The sequence below is a fragment of the Allorhodopirellula solitaria genome (assembly GCF_007859855.1).
Lineage (GTDB): Bacteria > Planctomycetota > Planctomycetia > Pirellulales > Pirellulaceae > Rhodopirellula > Rhodopirellula solitaria.
This window is the reverse complement of sequence record NZ_SJPK01000006.1, coordinates 151,052-166,910: the sequence shown is the minus strand read 5'-3', so window position 1 is coordinate 166,910 and position 15,859 is coordinate 151,052. Positions and strand designations below refer to the sequence as shown.

The window sequence follows — 15,859 nt, the reverse complement described above, 5'->3', positions numbered from 1 at the left end:
GATGGGGGGCGGTGGATCGGTGGCGGGGAAGAGAGAAGTAAAAATGAGAATGTCAGAATGAGGAAGCTTCAGGGCCGCGGCAGCATCGCGGTGGGTTTGGCGACGAGGAGGTATCGCGCGTCAATCGGAACGCGGTTGTCCGAGCCCGCGCCGGAATGCTTCGAACGCATCGCGAACATCGGCGGGGGCGGAACGGCGGTTGCCAGCATCCCGCAGGCTGCGGACGTTGTCGGCGGCGTCTCGACGTGTGGACTCGGTGGTCGCGCGCGGCCGCATACCCAGGCTCCGGAGGGCTTCGTCGATCTCACTGGCGGTCGCATCGGGGCGAGGTTCTCCGTCGATCGGTTTGACATTCTGCCAACGGTTGCGGAAACGCTCGAGATCTTTTTCGGTCCATTTCAAACGCTGTAGTAACTCGGGGTCAGGATCGGTGCGTGTTTCATCGAGGTAGTCGAGGACCAAGTCCGTGGCAGCTTTGGTGTACTCCAGGTCGACCGGATCGGGAAGTTCGTTTTCCAACCCGGCGTCGGTGTCCTGGCCACCGCCCGATTGGCCACCACCACCACCCTGAGGAGACGCGTTGGTATCCTCGGTTGGCGAGTTGGATGAATCGCCCTCGCGGTCGGACTGGCCCGCCGATCCAGCGGACTCGGATTGGTTTTCCGAGGCATCTTGATTCGACGTGTCGGATGACGGGTCGCTATTCTCGGCCCCGCCGCTGGGTTGGCCAGATTCGCTGCGTTCGCCTGCCGATTCTCCAGCCTGGTTCTGATCGCTTGAGCGAGACTCTTCCGACGGGCCGTCGTCACCACGGTTCGCATCCTCGGTTCCCTCACCGCGATCGGTATTCGCCGATTCTCCTTCAGGGCTACCATCGCCCTGGGACGCGTTCTGGGAATCGTCGGCGCCTTGTGGACCACCTTGCTCTCCCTCTCCGCTCGGATCACGGCCCGCGCCCTCGGCTCCGTTCATTCCTTCGTCGCCGCGCATCTCATCATCGCTCTGTGTCGATTCCGGATCGCTCGTTCCGTTCTCTTCCTGCGGCCTCTCGCTGCCGCTGTCACCCTCGCTGCCCGTCGCGCTGGGGTCATCGCCGGCGTTGTCTTGGCTGCCGTCGCCGTCGCCCTCACCTTCGCTTCCGGATTGCTGGTCTTGCCTGTCTCCGCGTCGTCCATCAGGTTGCCCTTCGTCGGGTTGCCCTTCGTCGGGTTGGCCCGCGTCACCCATGGATGATCCAGGATCGCTACTGCGTTCCGAGCGGTCGCCACCCGCGCCGCCTTCACTCGCTGGGTCGTCAGTCGCTGCGTCCTCGCGTTCCTGGTTATCGTCTGGCGGGGTGACGCCTTCTTGTTCGTTCCCGCGACCGCTATCGCTGCTTTGCCCGGAATCGGACGCCGCTTGGTCGTCAGGCGATTCATTGCCGTTTGCCGATGAATTATTCGATTCGCCGCTCGATTCTGGAGGACTCGACGCACTGTTGTCTGGCTCACTTGGCCCGCTTCCGTCACCCCGATCTTGTTGATTCTCTTCGAGGTACTCCTGGATTCGTTCAAAGGCCTCTGCATCGTCCTGCGGTGGTTCCGTCGACTGCCCACGCGATTCTTCGCTCCCGGCATCCGATGGGGAGTCGCCCTGCTGAGACTGGCCTGCGTTATCGTCAGTGGGTTCCATTCCCGCTTCGTTCTCAGCGTTCGCGCCAGGCTGTCCCTCTCCCTGTTGTCCCTCTCCTTGCTGTCCTTCTCCTTGTTGTCCTTCTCCCTGTTGTCCTTCTCCCTGTTGCCCTTCTCCCTGCTGTCCTTCTCCCTGCTGTCCTTCTCCCTGCTGTCCTTCTCCTTGTTGTCCTTCTCCTTGCTGTCCTTCTCCCTGCTGTCCTTCTCCCTGCTGTCCTTCTCCTTGCTGTCCTTCTCCTTGTTGTCCTTCTCCTTGTTGTCCTTCTCCTTGTTGTCCCTCTCCCTGTTGTCCCTCTCCCTGCTGTCCTTCTCCCTGTTGCCCTTCTTCACCCGACTGCTCCACAGCGGCGGTAATCCGCAATCGTTTGGGCGGGGTTCGGGTGATTCCGGGAACAATGGAGTCATCATTCGGGTCGGCCCGATTGTCGGTTGCGATGGCGACGACTTCCAATTCGTCACCCACGTTCAATCCGCTGCCCCGTCGTCCGGCGGCGCGTCCGGCGACGATCAACCGCGACGGTTGGAAGCGGTATTCGATCACGTGATTGCCCAGTTTTCCCTGTGGCTGTTTCCACTGGCTCGATCGCGCGATCAGATCGATGCCGCGACGGATTTCGATTTCAATTTCGGTCAGCCCAAAGTCGACATCGGCTGCGTGGACTTCCAGGATTTGGTGTCCGTTGATGGGGACGTCCACAGCCGACTGCTGCGGCACGACGATGGTGATTTCGGGCGGCAAATCTTCGACAACCTCAATCGGATAGACGATCGGATCGGTGTTGGATTGGCCAGCATCGTCCCACACCCGCAGGCGGTAATCTTGAAGTGCGATGCCGGCACCTTTTCGCAGTCGCAGCGGGAACTCGCATTGCATTTGTTGTCCGTCGGGTGCGATTTGCATTTCGCGTGACCCCGCCGTCGCCTGGATATTCTGACCGACTTGGCGCGGGGTGAACTCGATAGCGGCGCGAGTGATCGGCCGATTGACGTTGGCGACCAAGCGGACCTGCGTCCCATCGATCCCGCGCAGGGCTCCCGTGCGACTGGTGCGGCCAGGTTGGTTGGTGTACGCAGGCGGCTGATAGACGACCTCGTGAATTTGCACGACAGGTGTGTCGCGAATGGCTACTTCAAAGGGGCCTGCGGTGGCGTCGCCGGCAAGGATACGGTACCGCTGCTTCCCGTGAGCGATGTGCGAAATCGGAATGCTGGCATGGAATCGATTGGGGGTGTCCGCGGCATCACGGGGCAGCAGGGCGACGGGTTCCTGGGCCTCGGCATCGGATTCCCAGACGAATGAGACCGGTTCGTCCTGGCGAAGGTGGACCACGGTGGCGGCCACTTCAAGGGTGCGTCCGGCCAGTGTTTCGGTGTCTCCCGGCGAAACGTCGCTGATCTGAACGCGTCGCGGGGCGTCGAGCGAAGCCGTCGGACGGACCAACCGAGCGACTGATTGAATAGAGTTCTTGGGCGATGCGAGCGCATAGATCGCCAGCATCGCGATCAACGCAATCGTGACCGCCCACCACAGCATCAGACCTGTCGCTTCTCTCGGGGGAGCGTCCAGATGCCGGAGCTTGGCGGCCACGTTGGCACCGACGGAGTTCACGACTCGCTGGGCCAACTGGCCTCGGGGATGCTGTTCTCGTTGCCGCCGCAAGCTGACATAGCTCGACAGGGAGTGCCCCAGTTCGGGGTGGTCTTTTTCGAGAGCACGGGCTGCGTAGTCTTCGCTGATCCGCAGGTTCACCAGCGGCCACAAACGTCCAAACGCGTAGCCCGCGACACCCAGGACAATCGCACCGGCGATCAGACTGCGGCCGATTGGTCCCGGCGAATAGATCCATTGATCGATGACGATCCACATCAGTCCCACCGCCATGGTGGCAATGACCAGGGCTAGGATTCGCCGCGTCAGTTCTGCTCGCCAAAGCGCTCGTTGAGCCGCCTCGATACGACCGCGCACAAAACCATCCATCGCGTCGCTCGAAGCGGCGTTTGCCTGGTCTGGACCGCGGTTTGCCAGCGGCTGGGACGACTGTGGCGGGGGAGTGCGTGGCTGCGACAAGATAACTCTCAGTATCGTAGTGGACGAGGCGACGAGTCCCCTGCAGTATCGTATTGCACGAGGCGACGAGTCCTCTCGCATAACGTAACCGAATTGGCCGTATCGTCACGAAGCGGCTCCGATACAGGGGCCTCGCTCACTATTCTACCGCGATTGGCGAACGCTGCGATTCTTCTCGCCAGGCAATTGGCTGGATTTTACCGCATCCACTCCGGTTTTTCGGGAAGCGGGGAGGCAATCGCGACCGATGGCGTCCGGATTCGCACTGAGCGAACCGCTGAGTAGGGTGAGGCTACTTGCCCTTACCTGATCGTTGGTGCAAGATAGGTGGGTGCGCGACTTGGGTGAATGGGTATGCTTTTCACATAAAGTTGATCGATTTGTGTTCGGTCGGTGGGGAATCTCCCCCGCGCAGTACCGGATTCTTTTCTCTTCTCCACCTGCTGTAAAAGAGCCCCCATGAGATACGCTTTTCGGCTTGCTGAACTCCTCGGCCATACCCCTGATCGTCGCAAGCGACCGGGGACGATCAAAGCGATCGTCGAGCACACTGGACTCGACCGACATCAGGTTGCTTCACTGCTCAAGAACGAAGCGAAATACATTCCGCTGGACGCACTCTCTCGTCTGTGCGACTACTTGATCGATCAGGGGCACGCCACCGCGGAGGAGCTGCCGGGGGCGTTGTTCGCGATCAACGCGGAAAATTTCTGGGAGATGTTGGCCCGGCGCAGCGATATTGAAATCGTCGTCGGTGTTCGCCAGGGAGAAGGCGAAGCGTCGCCTGAGAATGCGATGGTTGTCGCCAGCGATTCGGTGCTCGTCGGCGAGATGCTCAATGGCATCTCCACACTCGGCGGTGTCGCTAAGCACTTGGGGGACCGAGCGAGTGGCGAAGCGACGACTCGTTCGACCGATGTGCCCAGCCCGGATCGGATTCAACAATCGCTGGTTTGGAGTCCCGGCCAAGTCTCTTTGGAGGACGCGCGGGAGCGAGCGAGCGAGGTGTTTGACGGCTTTCAAAATGGTGCGGGTGATCGCGGCATCATTTGCATCGGGAGTGTCAAGAGTAACCCAACCGTGGAACTGCTCTTCTCCGAAGCCTTCGGTTGCACCCCCTTCGTGACGGAGGATGACGTCGATGATGTGTCCGCACGATCCTGTCCGTTCTTTCTGCGTTACCGCGACAACGACCCCAAACCCGATGGGGCGTCCGCGGGGATGCGGTTGAGCAAGAATGAAGATGCACCCAACCCGGGTTTCTACTACGAGAAGGATGATGGGACCTGGGAATACGCAGGCGGTAATGGCAAAGACGTCGCCTTGGTGTTTTATCTCTTCCGCGAAGCCCTGGGACGACTCGACATGGTGCTCAGCGGCTTCTCAGGCCGGGCGACGCGATTGCTCGCCAAGACGCTCGCGATCCGGGGCGAAGAGTTCTGGCCACCAGTGTATGAGGAAAATGGAATCCAGGTGGGAGCCTACCTGGTGCAGTATGAAGATGCCGAAGGCAAACCGGATCGCTCCGACCTACTACACAACACCGGCGGAGCGGCCAAGATCATGCCGCTGCCACGTGAGGCGATCGCACGTCGATTCGCGAGACGATAGAACACGACTTGAGAAGCCGACGGTGTGCAGGTGCCTTCGATCGATGCCTGAGTTGCACGGCTTCTGTTTTCTGTGCTCCCCCGAACCCATTTCTACCCCGATACCCTCTTTGAAGAATGTTTGATTGCGTTGCCCTCGTCGGTGCTACTGGTGCAGTGGGCCGGATCGTTCTGGATCAGCTCCATGCTCGGAATTTCCCGATGCGTCGGCTGCGGTTACTCGCATCGGCTCGCAGTGCGGGGACGAAGGTTCGGTTCGGCGACGAAGAAATCACGGTAGAATTGCTCGAGCCATCCGCATTCGAAGGCGTGGATTTGGTGATCGCGAGCACGCCCGACGAGGTGTCTGCTGAGTTCGCTCCCTGGGCCGTTCAGGCCGGTGCGATCGTCGTCGACGAGAGCGCCTATTGGCGAATGGACCCCAAGGTTCCTCTGGTCATCCCCGAGGTCAATCCCGACGCGGTCGACAACCACCAAGGCATCATCGCCAGCCCGAACTGCAGCACGACGCAAATGGTCGTGGCGCTGGCGCCGCTGCACGCGGCAGTCGGAATCCGCCGCGTCATCGTCAGTACCTACCAAGCGACCAGCGGTGCGGGGCTCGCCGGGAACGTCGAATTGCAAGCCAGCGTCGAGGCTTCCCTCAAAGGTCAGACTCACACGCCCTCCACTTTCCAGCATCCCATTGGATTCAATCTTATCCCGCAAATTGGTTCGCAAAAATACTGCGGCTACACCAGCGAAGAGATGAAAATGGTTGATGAAACCCGCAAGATCCTCGGTGATGAGTCGATTGCGGTCTGCCCGACAGCCGTCCGAGTTCCGGTGGCAATCGGACATAGCGAGTCGATTCTAGTGGAGACGAAACAACCGCTCTCGGTCGAACAAGCCCGCGAGTTGTGGGCGGCCGCGGAAGGCGTCACGGTTGTCGATGACCTCGACAACCAATCCTATCCCATGCCGCGGGATTGTGACGGAAGCGATGACGTGTTTGTAGGACGGATTCGCCAAGACATCAGCTCGGACGATGGCATCGCGTTCTGGTGCGTGAGCGATAACCTGCGCAAAGGCGCCGCGACCAACGCCGTTCAGATCGGTGAGTTGCTCGCCCGCAAATCGATTGCGAGTCCCTAGGCGATGAAGCAGCTCGTTACCGTGGTCGCACCGCACTTAGCCGAGAAGGTCCTGATGGCTCTGCAACGAGCTCCCCTGGAAGGCCTCTGCGTGCACGAGGTCAAAGGCTACGGGCGTCAGAAAAGCTATCTCGATCAATATCAAGACACCGAGTATTCGAAGGTGTTTTTGCCCAAGGTTCAGATCACGCTTTGGGTCGACGATTCCCGCCTCGATGGCGTGATAGAGAAGATCGTCGAAGTGACACGAACGGGACGGATCGGTGATGGTAAGATCATGGTGATGCCCGTCGACAGTTTGCTGTAACTCTCTCCACGAGTCACCCTGAAGCATGCCTCTCGCACCCTCGGTTCGGCCCGCTGAGCAGGAGATCGCTTGCCAGTCCTGTGGTGCCGTTTTGCATGTCGACACGAAAGTCCTGTCGACCACGTGCCCCTACTGCGCCTCGCCTTCGATCATTCATCGGCCGTCGCGCCCCGACCGCCCCGAGCCAGTGTTTTTAGTCGGTTTCACCGTTAATCATCAACGCGCCTCCGCTCAGGTCCGGCGCTGGATCTCACGCAGCGGTTTCTTCGCCCGCTCTGATTTCAAACGCGCTGTGCCGAAACTGACTCACGGAATCTACCTGCCCGCCTACCTGTATGGCGCTGTGGCGCGTTCGCAGTATTCCGCTCGCATCGGTGAGAACTACACCGAGACCGAGACCTACACGACCACCGATTCCAATGGGCGAACCGTGACGCGGACGCGGACGGTGACGAAGACAGAATGGCGTTCCCTGCAGGGCCACCACGACAGCTACATTGTTGACGTCCTCGTGACGGCATCGCATGGTGTCGACAACCCAGCGCTGGAGGCAATCGAACCGTTTGACCTGCGATCGCTGCGGGCATACACCGATGCATTCGTCTCAGGGTGGCTGGCCGAAGAACCCTCGCGGAGCCAACAGGAATGCCTTGAAATGGCGCAGCGTGAAACGCTCACTCTGGTCGACCAAAAGCTGAATCAATTCATGCCTGGCGACAGCTTTACAAATCTGCAATCTCATACCGATGTGTCCCATGAGGTAATCGATCTCGTGCTGCTACCGGTGTGGTCCTATGCGCTTCGCTATTCCGAAGACCAGCCCCCGGTGCAGATACTCGTTAACGGACAAACCGGTCGCGTGGGCGGAAACGTTCCTGTTTCGACGACCAAAATTGCTGTGACGGTCATAGCGGTCGTGATCGTGTGTTTGCTCCTGTTTGTCTTAATCTCTGCATTGCAATGACACGCGATCTGAAATCGACTCAACCGGAACCCCTGCGGTGCTGCTCCCGCTGCGATTCACCGCTCGAAGCGGGCGATCTACGCTGCGCCATCTGCGGCGCCGCTGCCCCGCAGTCGGACGGGGCCGGCCGCGTCGAAACAGCCACGACGCTGCTACGCTGCCAGGGTTGCGGTGCTGCGGTCACGTACGACCCGGATTTGCAAGCACCGGCGTGTTCGTTTTGTGGAGACGTGCTCGAAGTGCAAACGATTCTTGACCCGGAGGAGCAAACCCAATGGTATCTGCCTATGACGGTTACGCTCGATCAAGCCCGCGACGCCCTGCAGCAGTGGATGGGCACTCGAGGCTGGTTCACACCCTCGGATCTCTCGTCGGCGTCTCAGTTGACTGAGATCAAACCGCTGTGGTGGGTCGCGTGGGTGTTCGATGCTGAGGCGTTCGTGAGTTGGACAGCGGACTCCAACGCGGGATCGGGCAGATCAGCGTGGGCTCCTCATGCCGGGCAAAACCAAATTCGATTTGACAATATCTTGGTTTCCGGGTCACGGGGCTTGTCCGATGCCGAAGCCTCGGCAATCACGCCGGGAATGGATCTGACGACGGGGATGGACGCTCCTCAAGGCGGCGGTGAGCATCCGATTCTGGAACGCTTCGATCTGCCCCGTAGCCAGGCTCGACAACAGGTGGCCAATGCGATCGATACCTCCGCAGCCGAGCGGATGCAGCAGGAAGCGATTCCCGGAACCCGCTTCCGAAACGTGCACACGAGCATTGTGCTCAGGCGACTGGTCACCGAACGCTATTCGCTGCCCGCCTACGTGCTCGCTTATCGCTATCGAAAGCAACTTTACCGCGTTGTTATCTGTGGCCAGGACACCCGCTATCTGGTCGGTACCTCGCCGTTTTCCTACGCCAAACTATTCGGTTTGATCGCTGTCGTCGTGGTCGGGTTTCTGGTGTTGATGCTGGTGCTGTCATCGCTCTAAACGTGTCGGATGCAATGCCTCGGTGGAGTGAGCCGGCGGCGTCCGTCCTGTTGATAACCCACGCGTATCCCGCCCGGGATTTCAGAACATAGCCGTAGGTCAGCTCCGTGCCCCCCCTGCGGTGACGTCGCTTGACAGAAAGAGCCTCAACCTATACGTTTTGGTGCATGTATTATGGCAGGCGTGATCGATCCATGACGCGGGCTTTAAGGCTGTGACGCAGCCGGCTGCAGATTCGGTGCCGCCGCCACACTCCCCGCCTGCTGTCATCGATGGATGAACTCCCCGCCCGGTCATCCGAGTCGATCGGCTCCCAATCTTTTTGGAGCAACCGTCATGAACCCTGTTCGCGCAATTGTGTTTTGGGGGCTGTGGGTACCACTCAGCACGCTAGTAATGACGAGCCCGGTTGAGGCGCAGTTCACCGTGGATATCGATATCGAAGAGCCGCCCTTCCAGTACAGCGAGACGGTGGGCGAGAACCGCGTCACGCGGCTGATGGAAAAGCTCAAGAGCAAAGAGGTGGAATTGGAGTACACTCGCGAGCGTGGCTATTTGGAATCGCTGCTCGCAGCACTGGACATACCACCTTCCTCGCAGACACTCGTTTTTTCGAAGACGAGTATGCAGGTTCGCCACATCTCACGACGCAATCCTCGCGCGGTCTATTTTAACGACGACACTTACTTGGCGTGGATCAACGGCAGCAGTCTAGTTGAGATTTCTACGGCGGATCCGCTTCTTGGCGCCGCTTTTTACACAGTGGATATGGTTCCTTGGCGGGCGAACCTCGAGCGTCAGAATTACGACTGTTTAGCCTGCCATGCGACGTCTCTCACGCAGGGTCTGCCGGGCCATACGGTGCGCAGTGTGATGCCGAGCTACGACGGCAGCTTTGATGCTCAGTCAGAGACGTTTATCACCAGCGACGCCAGTCCGTTTCCGCAACGCTGGGGTGGTTGGTACGTGACCGGTATCCACGGCGAGATGCAGCACATGGGCAATACCTACGTCCGAGGCGGCAAGCTCGACATCAGCGATAATGGGAACCGCATGAATCTTCGCGATGATTTTGACACGTCGAATTACTTGTCACCATCGAGTGACATCGTGGCATTGATGGTGCTCGAACATCAAACGCAGATGCACAATACCCTGGTGCGGGCCAATTTTTTCAACCGCCAGCGAAAATATGACGCCGAGCAGCTCGATGCCGATGAGCAGGATGATGCGGAGTCGAACGCTCAGCTGCAGATGATCGCCAGTGAAGTTGTCGATCGATTGCTCTTCCGAGAGGAAGCAAAGCTGACCGATCAAGTCCGCGGCTCGGTGGTCTTTGCTCATGACTTTCAATCACGCGGGCCATTCGATTCACAGGGAAGGTCGCTCCGCAATTTCGATCTCAAGACGCGTTTGTTCCAGTTTCCGTGCAGCTACTTGATTTACTCTGACGCCTTCTCGTCGCTCGATCTAGAGCTGCGGTTGGAGATCGTGCGACAGCTCCAATCGGCCCTGACGGCCGAGCCGGATGCGGATGACCACCTCAGCGCCCGCGATCGAGCCAGCATCCTTGAGATACTTTCCGAGACGCATTCCGACTTCAGTCGCGGGCCCGCTGAGCGATCCGTCGAGCAACCTGCTGAGCTACCGGCCATCTCTGGAGACTGATCGCCGTGAGTCATCGTAGGCCATCTGGATCCAGTCGTTGGTCGTTTTGCCGACCCGGCCGCTGATCGCAGGATTGCCGTTCTGCAGCAAGGCGGCGGAGAAATCTTCGATCAAGGGTGCGTGCAGGTTGTCCGCCGGTGGATGGGATTCGAGAGACCGTCCCGCCTCGGTGGCGAGTACGAGATCACCCTGATTGAGATCCTCCACGGTGACGCGTCCGTCAGTACCAATTACCTCCAGTCGGTCCGGAGCGTCTACGGTCCCGAAGTAACACTGCAGTACGCCATGGACGCCATTGGCGAAGACGAGCAGCACGGTGGCCATCTCTTCGGCTTCGAAGTCCGGCGACTTTACCGTGCTCGCTTGCACGCTCTCGACCTCGCCGAGAAGTTGGCGAAACACATCGAGGCGATGACTACCGATATCCATCAGCGGCCCGCCACCACCACGGGCTCGGATCACACGCCAGTCGTCAGCGGGAAAGCGGTTCGGATTCCCAGTGACGCAGGCAACGGACAGGATTCGTCCCAGTTGCCCGGATTCGATCAGTTCGTGAATCCGCAGCACGACAGGATAAAACCGGCGATAATAGGCGACTCCGAGTTGAACGTTGGCTTGATCGCAAGCGGCGATCATCTGCTCACACTGGGCCGGATTGAGCGCCATCGGCTTCTCCACCAAGACATGTTTCTCGGCCCGGGCCGCCGCGAGCGTTTGGGGCAGGTGACAGTCCACGGGCGTAGCGATGTAGACAGCGTTGACTTCCGGCGCAGCAATCAAGCTCTCCGCGTCGGTAAACCGCAGCGGGACTTTGAACTGATCGGCAAACTCTTGAAGGGGAGCCTCACTGCGGCGACAAACCGCCACCAACTCCGAATTGGGATCATTCTGGATCGCGGCGGCGACCCGTTTATTGGCGATGTCGCCGACCCCGATCAGTCCCCAGCGTATCGTCATCGTGCTTCCTTGGTGTTCGTTGTGTCGTAAGCCAATTCACGCTTGGGGCATCTAACAAGGCCAGAGCCTGAGCGTGCGGTACGCCCAGTATGGGCGTAATCTTGTTCGAATGCAGGATGTTTTCGCAGTCAGGAACTGCGTGTTTGATCTGTTGATTTAAAATCGATGTCAGATGCGAAGCACTCGCCGCATCGGTGGCAAAAGTCGCCTCGTGGCGGACTCCAAAGCAATGCTAGCGTTCGCTTGCAAAATGGACACCGAGGTCGGCAAATCGTGGCAACCATCGGCCCAAAGAGCAAGGCGATCGGGGCGAGGAACAATCGCGATGAATATATCGCGAAGATCAGCAGCGCGAGAGACGCGAACAATGCCGCGATCCCCATGCGATCGATTCTTCGCCGCTGTTGCGCTAGATGCTGCCAACCGGTCAATGTTTCAATCTCCCTCGGATAAAGAATCTATGCAAGCCCTCGATTTGATCGGTGGGTTCTTCTCGGAATTTAGTGGCAGGCATCCAGAATGTTGGATATTTGAGGCATAGGCTCCTGCGTCCAGTGAGCGAAAAACGGATGCATCGGACCGCACGATCCCGCTGGCACACCCTACTGCACCGAAGCTACGAAATGAAGTTGACAGCTTGGAGCCACGGGTGGTACGAGCGAATAAGCAAGGAAATCTGTGGAAGCAACAAGAAAATGAAGTATCGAGAAAAAGCGATCGCTGTGGTCCTTTGCACGGCTTTGGCGTGCAACCAGGGCTGCATGTCAATCAAGAAACAGGATGCCGTTTCTTCGCAGACGCAGCCAGTGGCATATCGCTCTGATGTTCCGGGGCAAGCAAAATCGGATGGAATTCTTGGCAAGACCAAGTCGGCGATTGCCACGACGGGCAAGGCAATTGGCGTGGGAGTCCTGCTGGTTGGCTTTTTCGTCGCCAAGATATGGCTCGACGACGATGAGGATGAGGAGGGCTACGATCCGGACCCGTTGTGGCGGCAGGGATACGGGTTTAACAATCCGAACAATGAACGCATCAAGAACGGCGAGCCCGTCCTGAACTTCGATGGCAGCGTCGCGGATTGATTTCAGTCCGATAACGTCCGGCGTCACCGAGACGCCGCGAATGTTTTTCAATTTGAGAGGAGCTAGCTCGACGTCTTCGGTCCAACGCATTGTTCTGGCTCTTTTCGATCGCACTCGTACTCAGCCTCGCGGTACTCGTACTTGTACTCGACTCCAGCATTGTAGTCCGCCGCGGTCTCACGGGCGACGTCGGATCGTGCGACCAATCGCGTCAACATCGAAACGATCCGATACAACATTTGTTTGAGTTGGCGATGGCGTTCGTCGTTCAGTCCGTCGGTCGCTGCAAGAATGTCTTGGATCGCGACGCATTCCAATGCTGAACCGCGAGCGATGTCGAGAAAGCGACTACGATCTTTCAGACTGCGTTTGCCGTTTCCCTCGGCGATATTCAACGGAATCGATTGGGCCGCACGGAGCCATTGGTCACGAGCATGACGATGGCAACCGTTCAAATCCTTTGCAACGGCGAATGAGGAAGCGACATACTCGATCGAGAGGCGATAAACGTCGAGTCTATCGTGGTCGAAAATCGGTTCGCTCATTGGTGCCCCGAGTCGAGTAGGAGTACCGGCTGACGCCTGAGTACGAGTACGATGTCACTTCGTGCCAGAACTTATTGATCACTGGTCGGACCGGGTCGGAATGGGTGAATCTACCATATCAAGCATGGTTTTCCGACTATAACAGGTCGCTTGTTATCGCCGGTCAACCAACTGCTGGAGAGGGCGTTATGGCTGGTTCGATCTTTGTGGCGGCGATTGTTATCGCTGGTGTTCCCCCCTGAACGCCGGGTTGTTATCGGCCGGTGATCTGGTTCTGCGGAGAGGGCTTCGAGACCGGGTTGGATGCTTCTTAACATCGAAGCATGTACCTGCGGGCTCGCGACGGGCGGAGCCGTCGGTCAACAATGGCAATCCCAAACAGGGACAGACACAGCTCAATTTTCTTGCCTGGCCTTTTTCGTAGGATTCCTAATACCGTCAACCACAATACAGCGTCACGCTCAGTAGGGAGAAGACCATGCCCGGGCAAGCTCGTGGGGAAGTGATCGATCCGAATCAAATTCAGGTAGTTCATTGTGTGGAACGCTGTGTCAGACAGGCATGGCTTTTCGGGAAAGACGCGGCCACTGGACGGTGCTATGAGCATCGCAGGGGCTGGATCCGCGACCGTATGGAGTTTCTCGCGTCCGTCTTTGGTATCGACTGTTTGACCTTCTCAATCATGAGTTCGCACGCTCACCTGGTGCTTCGCAGTCGGCCCGACGTTGTGGCTGCCTGGTCCGATGACGAGGTGGCCCGTCGCTGGCTGCGGCTGCTCCCCAAACGCCGCAACCAAGACGGAGGTCCCGCCGAGCCAACGATCCCGGAACTCGACATGATTCGGAACTGTCCAGAAGTGCTCGCCAGTTGCAGGCTAACGCAGATTGACACTTGGCAAGCGACCTTGAGCTATCCGACCAGGGCGGTCCATCTTGGGTCCAACCAGTCCGGCGTGGCGGATGTACTCGGGAAGCGGGCGACGGCGAGTTTAGCCGCAATCGACGCACGCCTGGGCGACGCGATAATGCTCGACTGGCCAGCATGTCTCCGCGGTCGGAAATTGCCGCGATCCTGTCGCTCTCGCCTTTGCTCTCAAAAAATCGCTTGCAATGTGACAACCCACCCTGCTAAAAAGGGTATTAAGTGGGACTCCGCACCATAAACGCTCATCGGTTCACGAGAGCCCCGCTTTTCTTTTCTCTCGAAGTATATAGGTGAAGTTATGAGAACGATCGATACGAAGCGGCCCGCATTCACGCTGGTGGAGCTGCTCGTTGTGATAGCTATCATTGGCGTGTTAGTGGGGTTGCTGCTGCCAGCAGTTCAGGCGGCACGCGAAGCGGCACGGAGGATGTCCTGCAGTAATAATTTCAAGCAGATTGGGCTAGGGTTGCATAACTATCACGCGGCGTACAATAGTTTCCCGAGTGGCGGATACGGTCCGAGCCGAAGTAACTGCCGCCTCTCACCGCTGGTGGGATTGCTTCCGTTTATTGAGCAGCAGGCGTTGTGGGACATGATCAGCAATCCGCTGGTCGCCCAAGCTGGTGAGACGCCGAGCGCACCATCGCTCACCCTCGGAGGGCAAGCGGCTTGGCCCCCGTTTGGCCCCAGCACGCACCAAGACCTTAACGACTACCGACCATGGCGAACTCAGGTCAAGGGCTACCGCTGCCCGTCGGATCCCGGCAAGCCTTCCGGTGGTGCTGCCGTCACCAACTACGCCTATTCCTTGGGCGATTCGATCAAACGTATTTTCTACCGACAGGACAATGCGTACCGCGACCCAGGTGCGACTCGTGGCGTCTTTGAACGCCAGAAGTTCCAAGGATTTCGTGACATTCTCGATGGCTCTTCCAACACGATTGCGATGGCTGAGATCGCTACTTACCTGGGGGATCTTGGTGTGATCGGTGGCTCTCTTGACGGATCGCACTGGACGAGCACCGGTGGCGCCGACACAATTGGCAAGAGCCCATCGGTCCTCGATACCAAAAGGGCAGCAGAGCGACCACAGTTCTATAACGTTCCCGAGTCGACGATATTTACAACATTTGGCCAGTCGCGGGGCGGACGCTGGCATGATTCCTTGCCGGTGCTCGGTGCAGTCACGATGACCCTGCCCCCAAACTCGCCCTCTGTGATGGGGTTCAACAGCTACGGAACCTACTGGGAGCATGGCGTTTACAGTGCGGCGAGTCGACACCAAGGTGGTTGCCACGTCCTGTTTGCCGATGGCGCGGTTAAATTCGTTACCGAAAGTATTGACGCCGGCAACTCCTCCGCGCAAAGCATCTCAAAAGACTATGGGAATACTGGTCAGAAAAGCCCATATGGAATCTGGGGTGCTGCGGGCACACGCGCGAGCCGAGAAACCACAAGTCTCGAATAATCAACACTACTCTTTTAAAATGAAATGAAGGTGAAATCATGCACCACGCTAAATGGATGCTGCTGGCGATCTGTTTCTGCTCTCCGCTCGTTGGATGCGGCGATGACTCTTCGACATCGCTCGTTCCGCAAAACGAAGACCAAGAGTATATCGAAGCTCAAGAAAAAAAAGCCGCAATGGAGGAATCCCCTACCCAGGGCTCGATCTAACCAAGCTGGCAAGATCGCTGATCCAACGGATGAAACACGGCTCCACGCCGTCGCCAATCGGATAGCTCTCCGGTGCCACCGAGCGAACCGGAAATCAAGTCGGTCGCAGGGTGTCGCGTCAAACTGGCTGAAATCGGCTTAGGAACGCGGGATTCACCACGTCGGCCTAGTGGTCTGTCACGGTTAAAAGTTGGTTCATCCGACGGAAGCGTGCGCAGAGCACAGCGGAAGTTTTTTTGAGGCATGGCTCTCGTATCCAATGATCGTT

Annotated in this window: 13 protein-coding genes; 10 read left to right on the top strand and 3 right to left on the bottom strand. The window is 58.4% G+C overall.

What is annotated here, in order from left to right; genetic code table 11:
- Positions 1-120: 120 nt before the first annotated feature.
- Complete coding sequence (locus tag CA85_RS13680) at positions 121-3,738, bottom strand: circumsporozoite protein-membrane associated protein (protein WP_246112778.1); 3,618 nt, start codon at positions 3,736-3,738, stop codon at positions 121-123.
- A 459-nt stretch (positions 3,739-4,197) separates the two neighbouring features.
- On the opposite strand from CA85_RS13680, the gene CA85_RS13675 reads away from it, so the two are divergent.
- The 6 genes from CA85_RS13675 (at position 4,198) to CA85_RS13650 (ending at position 10,406) form a co-directional block, all read left to right on the top strand.
- The gene (locus CA85_RS13675; protein WP_146391896.1) at positions 4,198-5,349 is read left to right on the top strand and encodes a helix-turn-helix domain-containing protein; all 1,152 of its coding nucleotides are present in this window, start codon (positions 4,198-4,200) and stop codon (positions 5,347-5,349) included.
- Positions 5,350-5,465: 116 nt separating this feature from the next.
- Positions 5,466-6,482, top strand: coding sequence for an aspartate-semialdehyde dehydrogenase (locus CA85_RS13670; RefSeq protein WP_146391895.1), 1,017 nt, complete (start codon positions 5,466-5,468; stop codon positions 6,480-6,482).
- A gap of 3 nt (positions 6,483-6,485) precedes the next feature.
- Entirely contained in the window at positions 6,486-6,788 is a 303-nt protein-coding gene (locus tag CA85_RS13665; protein WP_146391894.1) for a P-II family nitrogen regulator, read from the top strand.
- A gap of 25 nt (positions 6,789-6,813) precedes the next feature.
- A complete protein-coding gene (locus tag CA85_RS13660) occupies positions 6,814-7,752 on the top strand; it encodes a hypothetical protein (RefSeq protein ID WP_146391893.1) in 939 nt (312 codons plus the stop codon).
- On the top strand, positions 7,749-8,738 hold the full coding sequence (locus CA85_RS13655) for a hypothetical protein (RefSeq protein WP_146391892.1): 990 nt from the start codon (positions 7,749-7,751) through the stop codon (positions 8,736-8,738). The genes CA85_RS13660 and CA85_RS13655 overlap by 4 nt, the downstream gene beginning before the upstream one ends.
- Positions 8,739-9,074: 336 nt before the next feature.
- Positions 9,075-10,406 carry a hypothetical protein gene (locus CA85_RS13650; protein ID WP_186774930.1) on the top strand — a complete coding sequence of 444 codons (1,332 nt, stop codon included), beginning with the start codon at positions 9,075-9,077 and terminating at the stop codon, positions 10,404-10,406.
- Here CA85_RS13650 and CA85_RS13645 read toward each other — a convergent pair.
- Positions 10,383-11,363: a Gfo/Idh/MocA family protein gene (locus tag CA85_RS13645; RefSeq protein ID WP_146391891.1), complete on the bottom strand. Its 981-nt coding sequence runs from the start codon at positions 11,361-11,363 to the stop codon at positions 10,383-10,385. The two genes, CA85_RS13650 and CA85_RS13645, sit on opposite strands and share 24 nt — an antisense overlap.
- Before the next feature lie 695 nt (positions 11,364-12,058).
- On the opposite strand from CA85_RS13645, the gene CA85_RS13640 reads away from it, so the two are divergent.
- On the top strand, positions 12,059-12,445 hold the full coding sequence (locus tag CA85_RS13640) for a hypothetical protein (protein ID WP_186774929.1): 387 nt from the start codon (positions 12,059-12,061) through the stop codon (positions 12,443-12,445).
- A 62-nt stretch (positions 12,446-12,507) separates the two neighbouring features.
- Here the strand turns inward: CA85_RS13640 and CA85_RS13635 are convergent, their stop codons facing one another.
- The gene (locus tag CA85_RS13635; protein ID WP_146391889.1) at positions 12,508-12,990 is read right to left on the bottom strand and encodes a four helix bundle protein; all 483 of its coding nucleotides are present in this window, start codon (positions 12,988-12,990) and stop codon (positions 12,508-12,510) included.
- A gap of 682 nt (positions 12,991-13,672) precedes the next feature.
- Between CA85_RS13635 and CA85_RS13630 the strand changes: the two genes are divergently transcribed.
- From CA85_RS13630 to CA85_RS24935, 3 genes are read left to right on the top strand one after another with little or no spacing between them, the layout of a single operon-like run.
- Complete coding sequence (locus CA85_RS13630; RefSeq protein ID WP_146391888.1) at positions 13,673-14,152, top strand: hypothetical protein; 480 nt, start codon at positions 13,673-13,675, stop codon at positions 14,150-14,152.
- Between the two features lie 60 nt (positions 14,153-14,212).
- Positions 14,213-15,382: a DUF1559 domain-containing protein gene (locus tag CA85_RS13625; protein WP_146391887.1), complete on the top strand. Its 1,170-nt coding sequence runs from the start codon at positions 14,213-14,215 to the stop codon at positions 15,380-15,382.
- A 38-nt stretch (positions 15,383-15,420) separates the two neighbouring features.
- Complete coding sequence (locus tag CA85_RS24935) at positions 15,421-15,591, top strand: hypothetical protein (RefSeq protein ID WP_186774928.1); 171 nt, start codon at positions 15,421-15,423, stop codon at positions 15,589-15,591.
- Positions 15,592-15,859: the final 268 nt, after the last annotated feature.

Bases quoted from the DNA above. Each gene is read 5' to 3' on its own strand.
- CA85_RS13675 (WP_146391896.1), top strand. From the start codon at position 4,198: ATGAGATACGCTTTTCGGCTTGCTGAACTCCTCGGCCATACCCCTGAT.
- CA85_RS13670 (WP_146391895.1), top strand. From the start codon at position 5,466: ATGTTTGATTGCGTTGCCCTCGTCGGTGCTACTGGTGCAGTGGGCCGG.
- CA85_RS13665 (WP_146391894.1), top strand. From the start codon at position 6,486: ATGAAGCAGCTCGTTACCGTGGTCGCACCGCACTTAGCCGAGAAGGTC.
- CA85_RS13660 (WP_146391893.1), top strand. From the start codon at position 6,814: ATGCCTCTCGCACCCTCGGTTCGGCCCGCTGAGCAGGAGATCGCTTGC.
- CA85_RS13655 (WP_146391892.1), top strand. From the start codon at position 7,749: ATGACACGCGATCTGAAATCGACTCAACCGGAACCCCTGCGGTGCTGC.
- CA85_RS13650 (WP_186774930.1), top strand. From the start codon at position 9,075: ATGAACCCTGTTCGCGCAATTGTGTTTTGGGGGCTGTGGGTACCACTC.
- CA85_RS13645 (WP_146391891.1), bottom strand. From the start codon at position 11,363: ATGACGATACGCTGGGGACTGATCGGGGTCGGCGACATCGCCAATAAA.
- CA85_RS13640 (WP_186774929.1), top strand. From the start codon at position 12,059: ATGAAGTATCGAGAAAAAGCGATCGCTGTGGTCCTTTGCACGGCTTTG.
- CA85_RS13635 (WP_146391889.1), bottom strand. From the start codon at position 12,990: ATGAGCGAACCGATTTTCGACCACGATAGACTCGACGTTTATCGCCTC.
- CA85_RS13630 (WP_146391888.1), top strand. From the start codon at position 13,673: ATGAGTTCGCACGCTCACCTGGTGCTTCGCAGTCGGCCCGACGTTGTG.
- CA85_RS13625 (WP_146391887.1), top strand. From the start codon at position 14,213: ATGAGAACGATCGATACGAAGCGGCCCGCATTCACGCTGGTGGAGCTG.
- CA85_RS24935 (WP_186774928.1), top strand. From the start codon at position 15,421: ATGCACCACGCTAAATGGATGCTGCTGGCGATCTGTTTCTGCTCTCCG.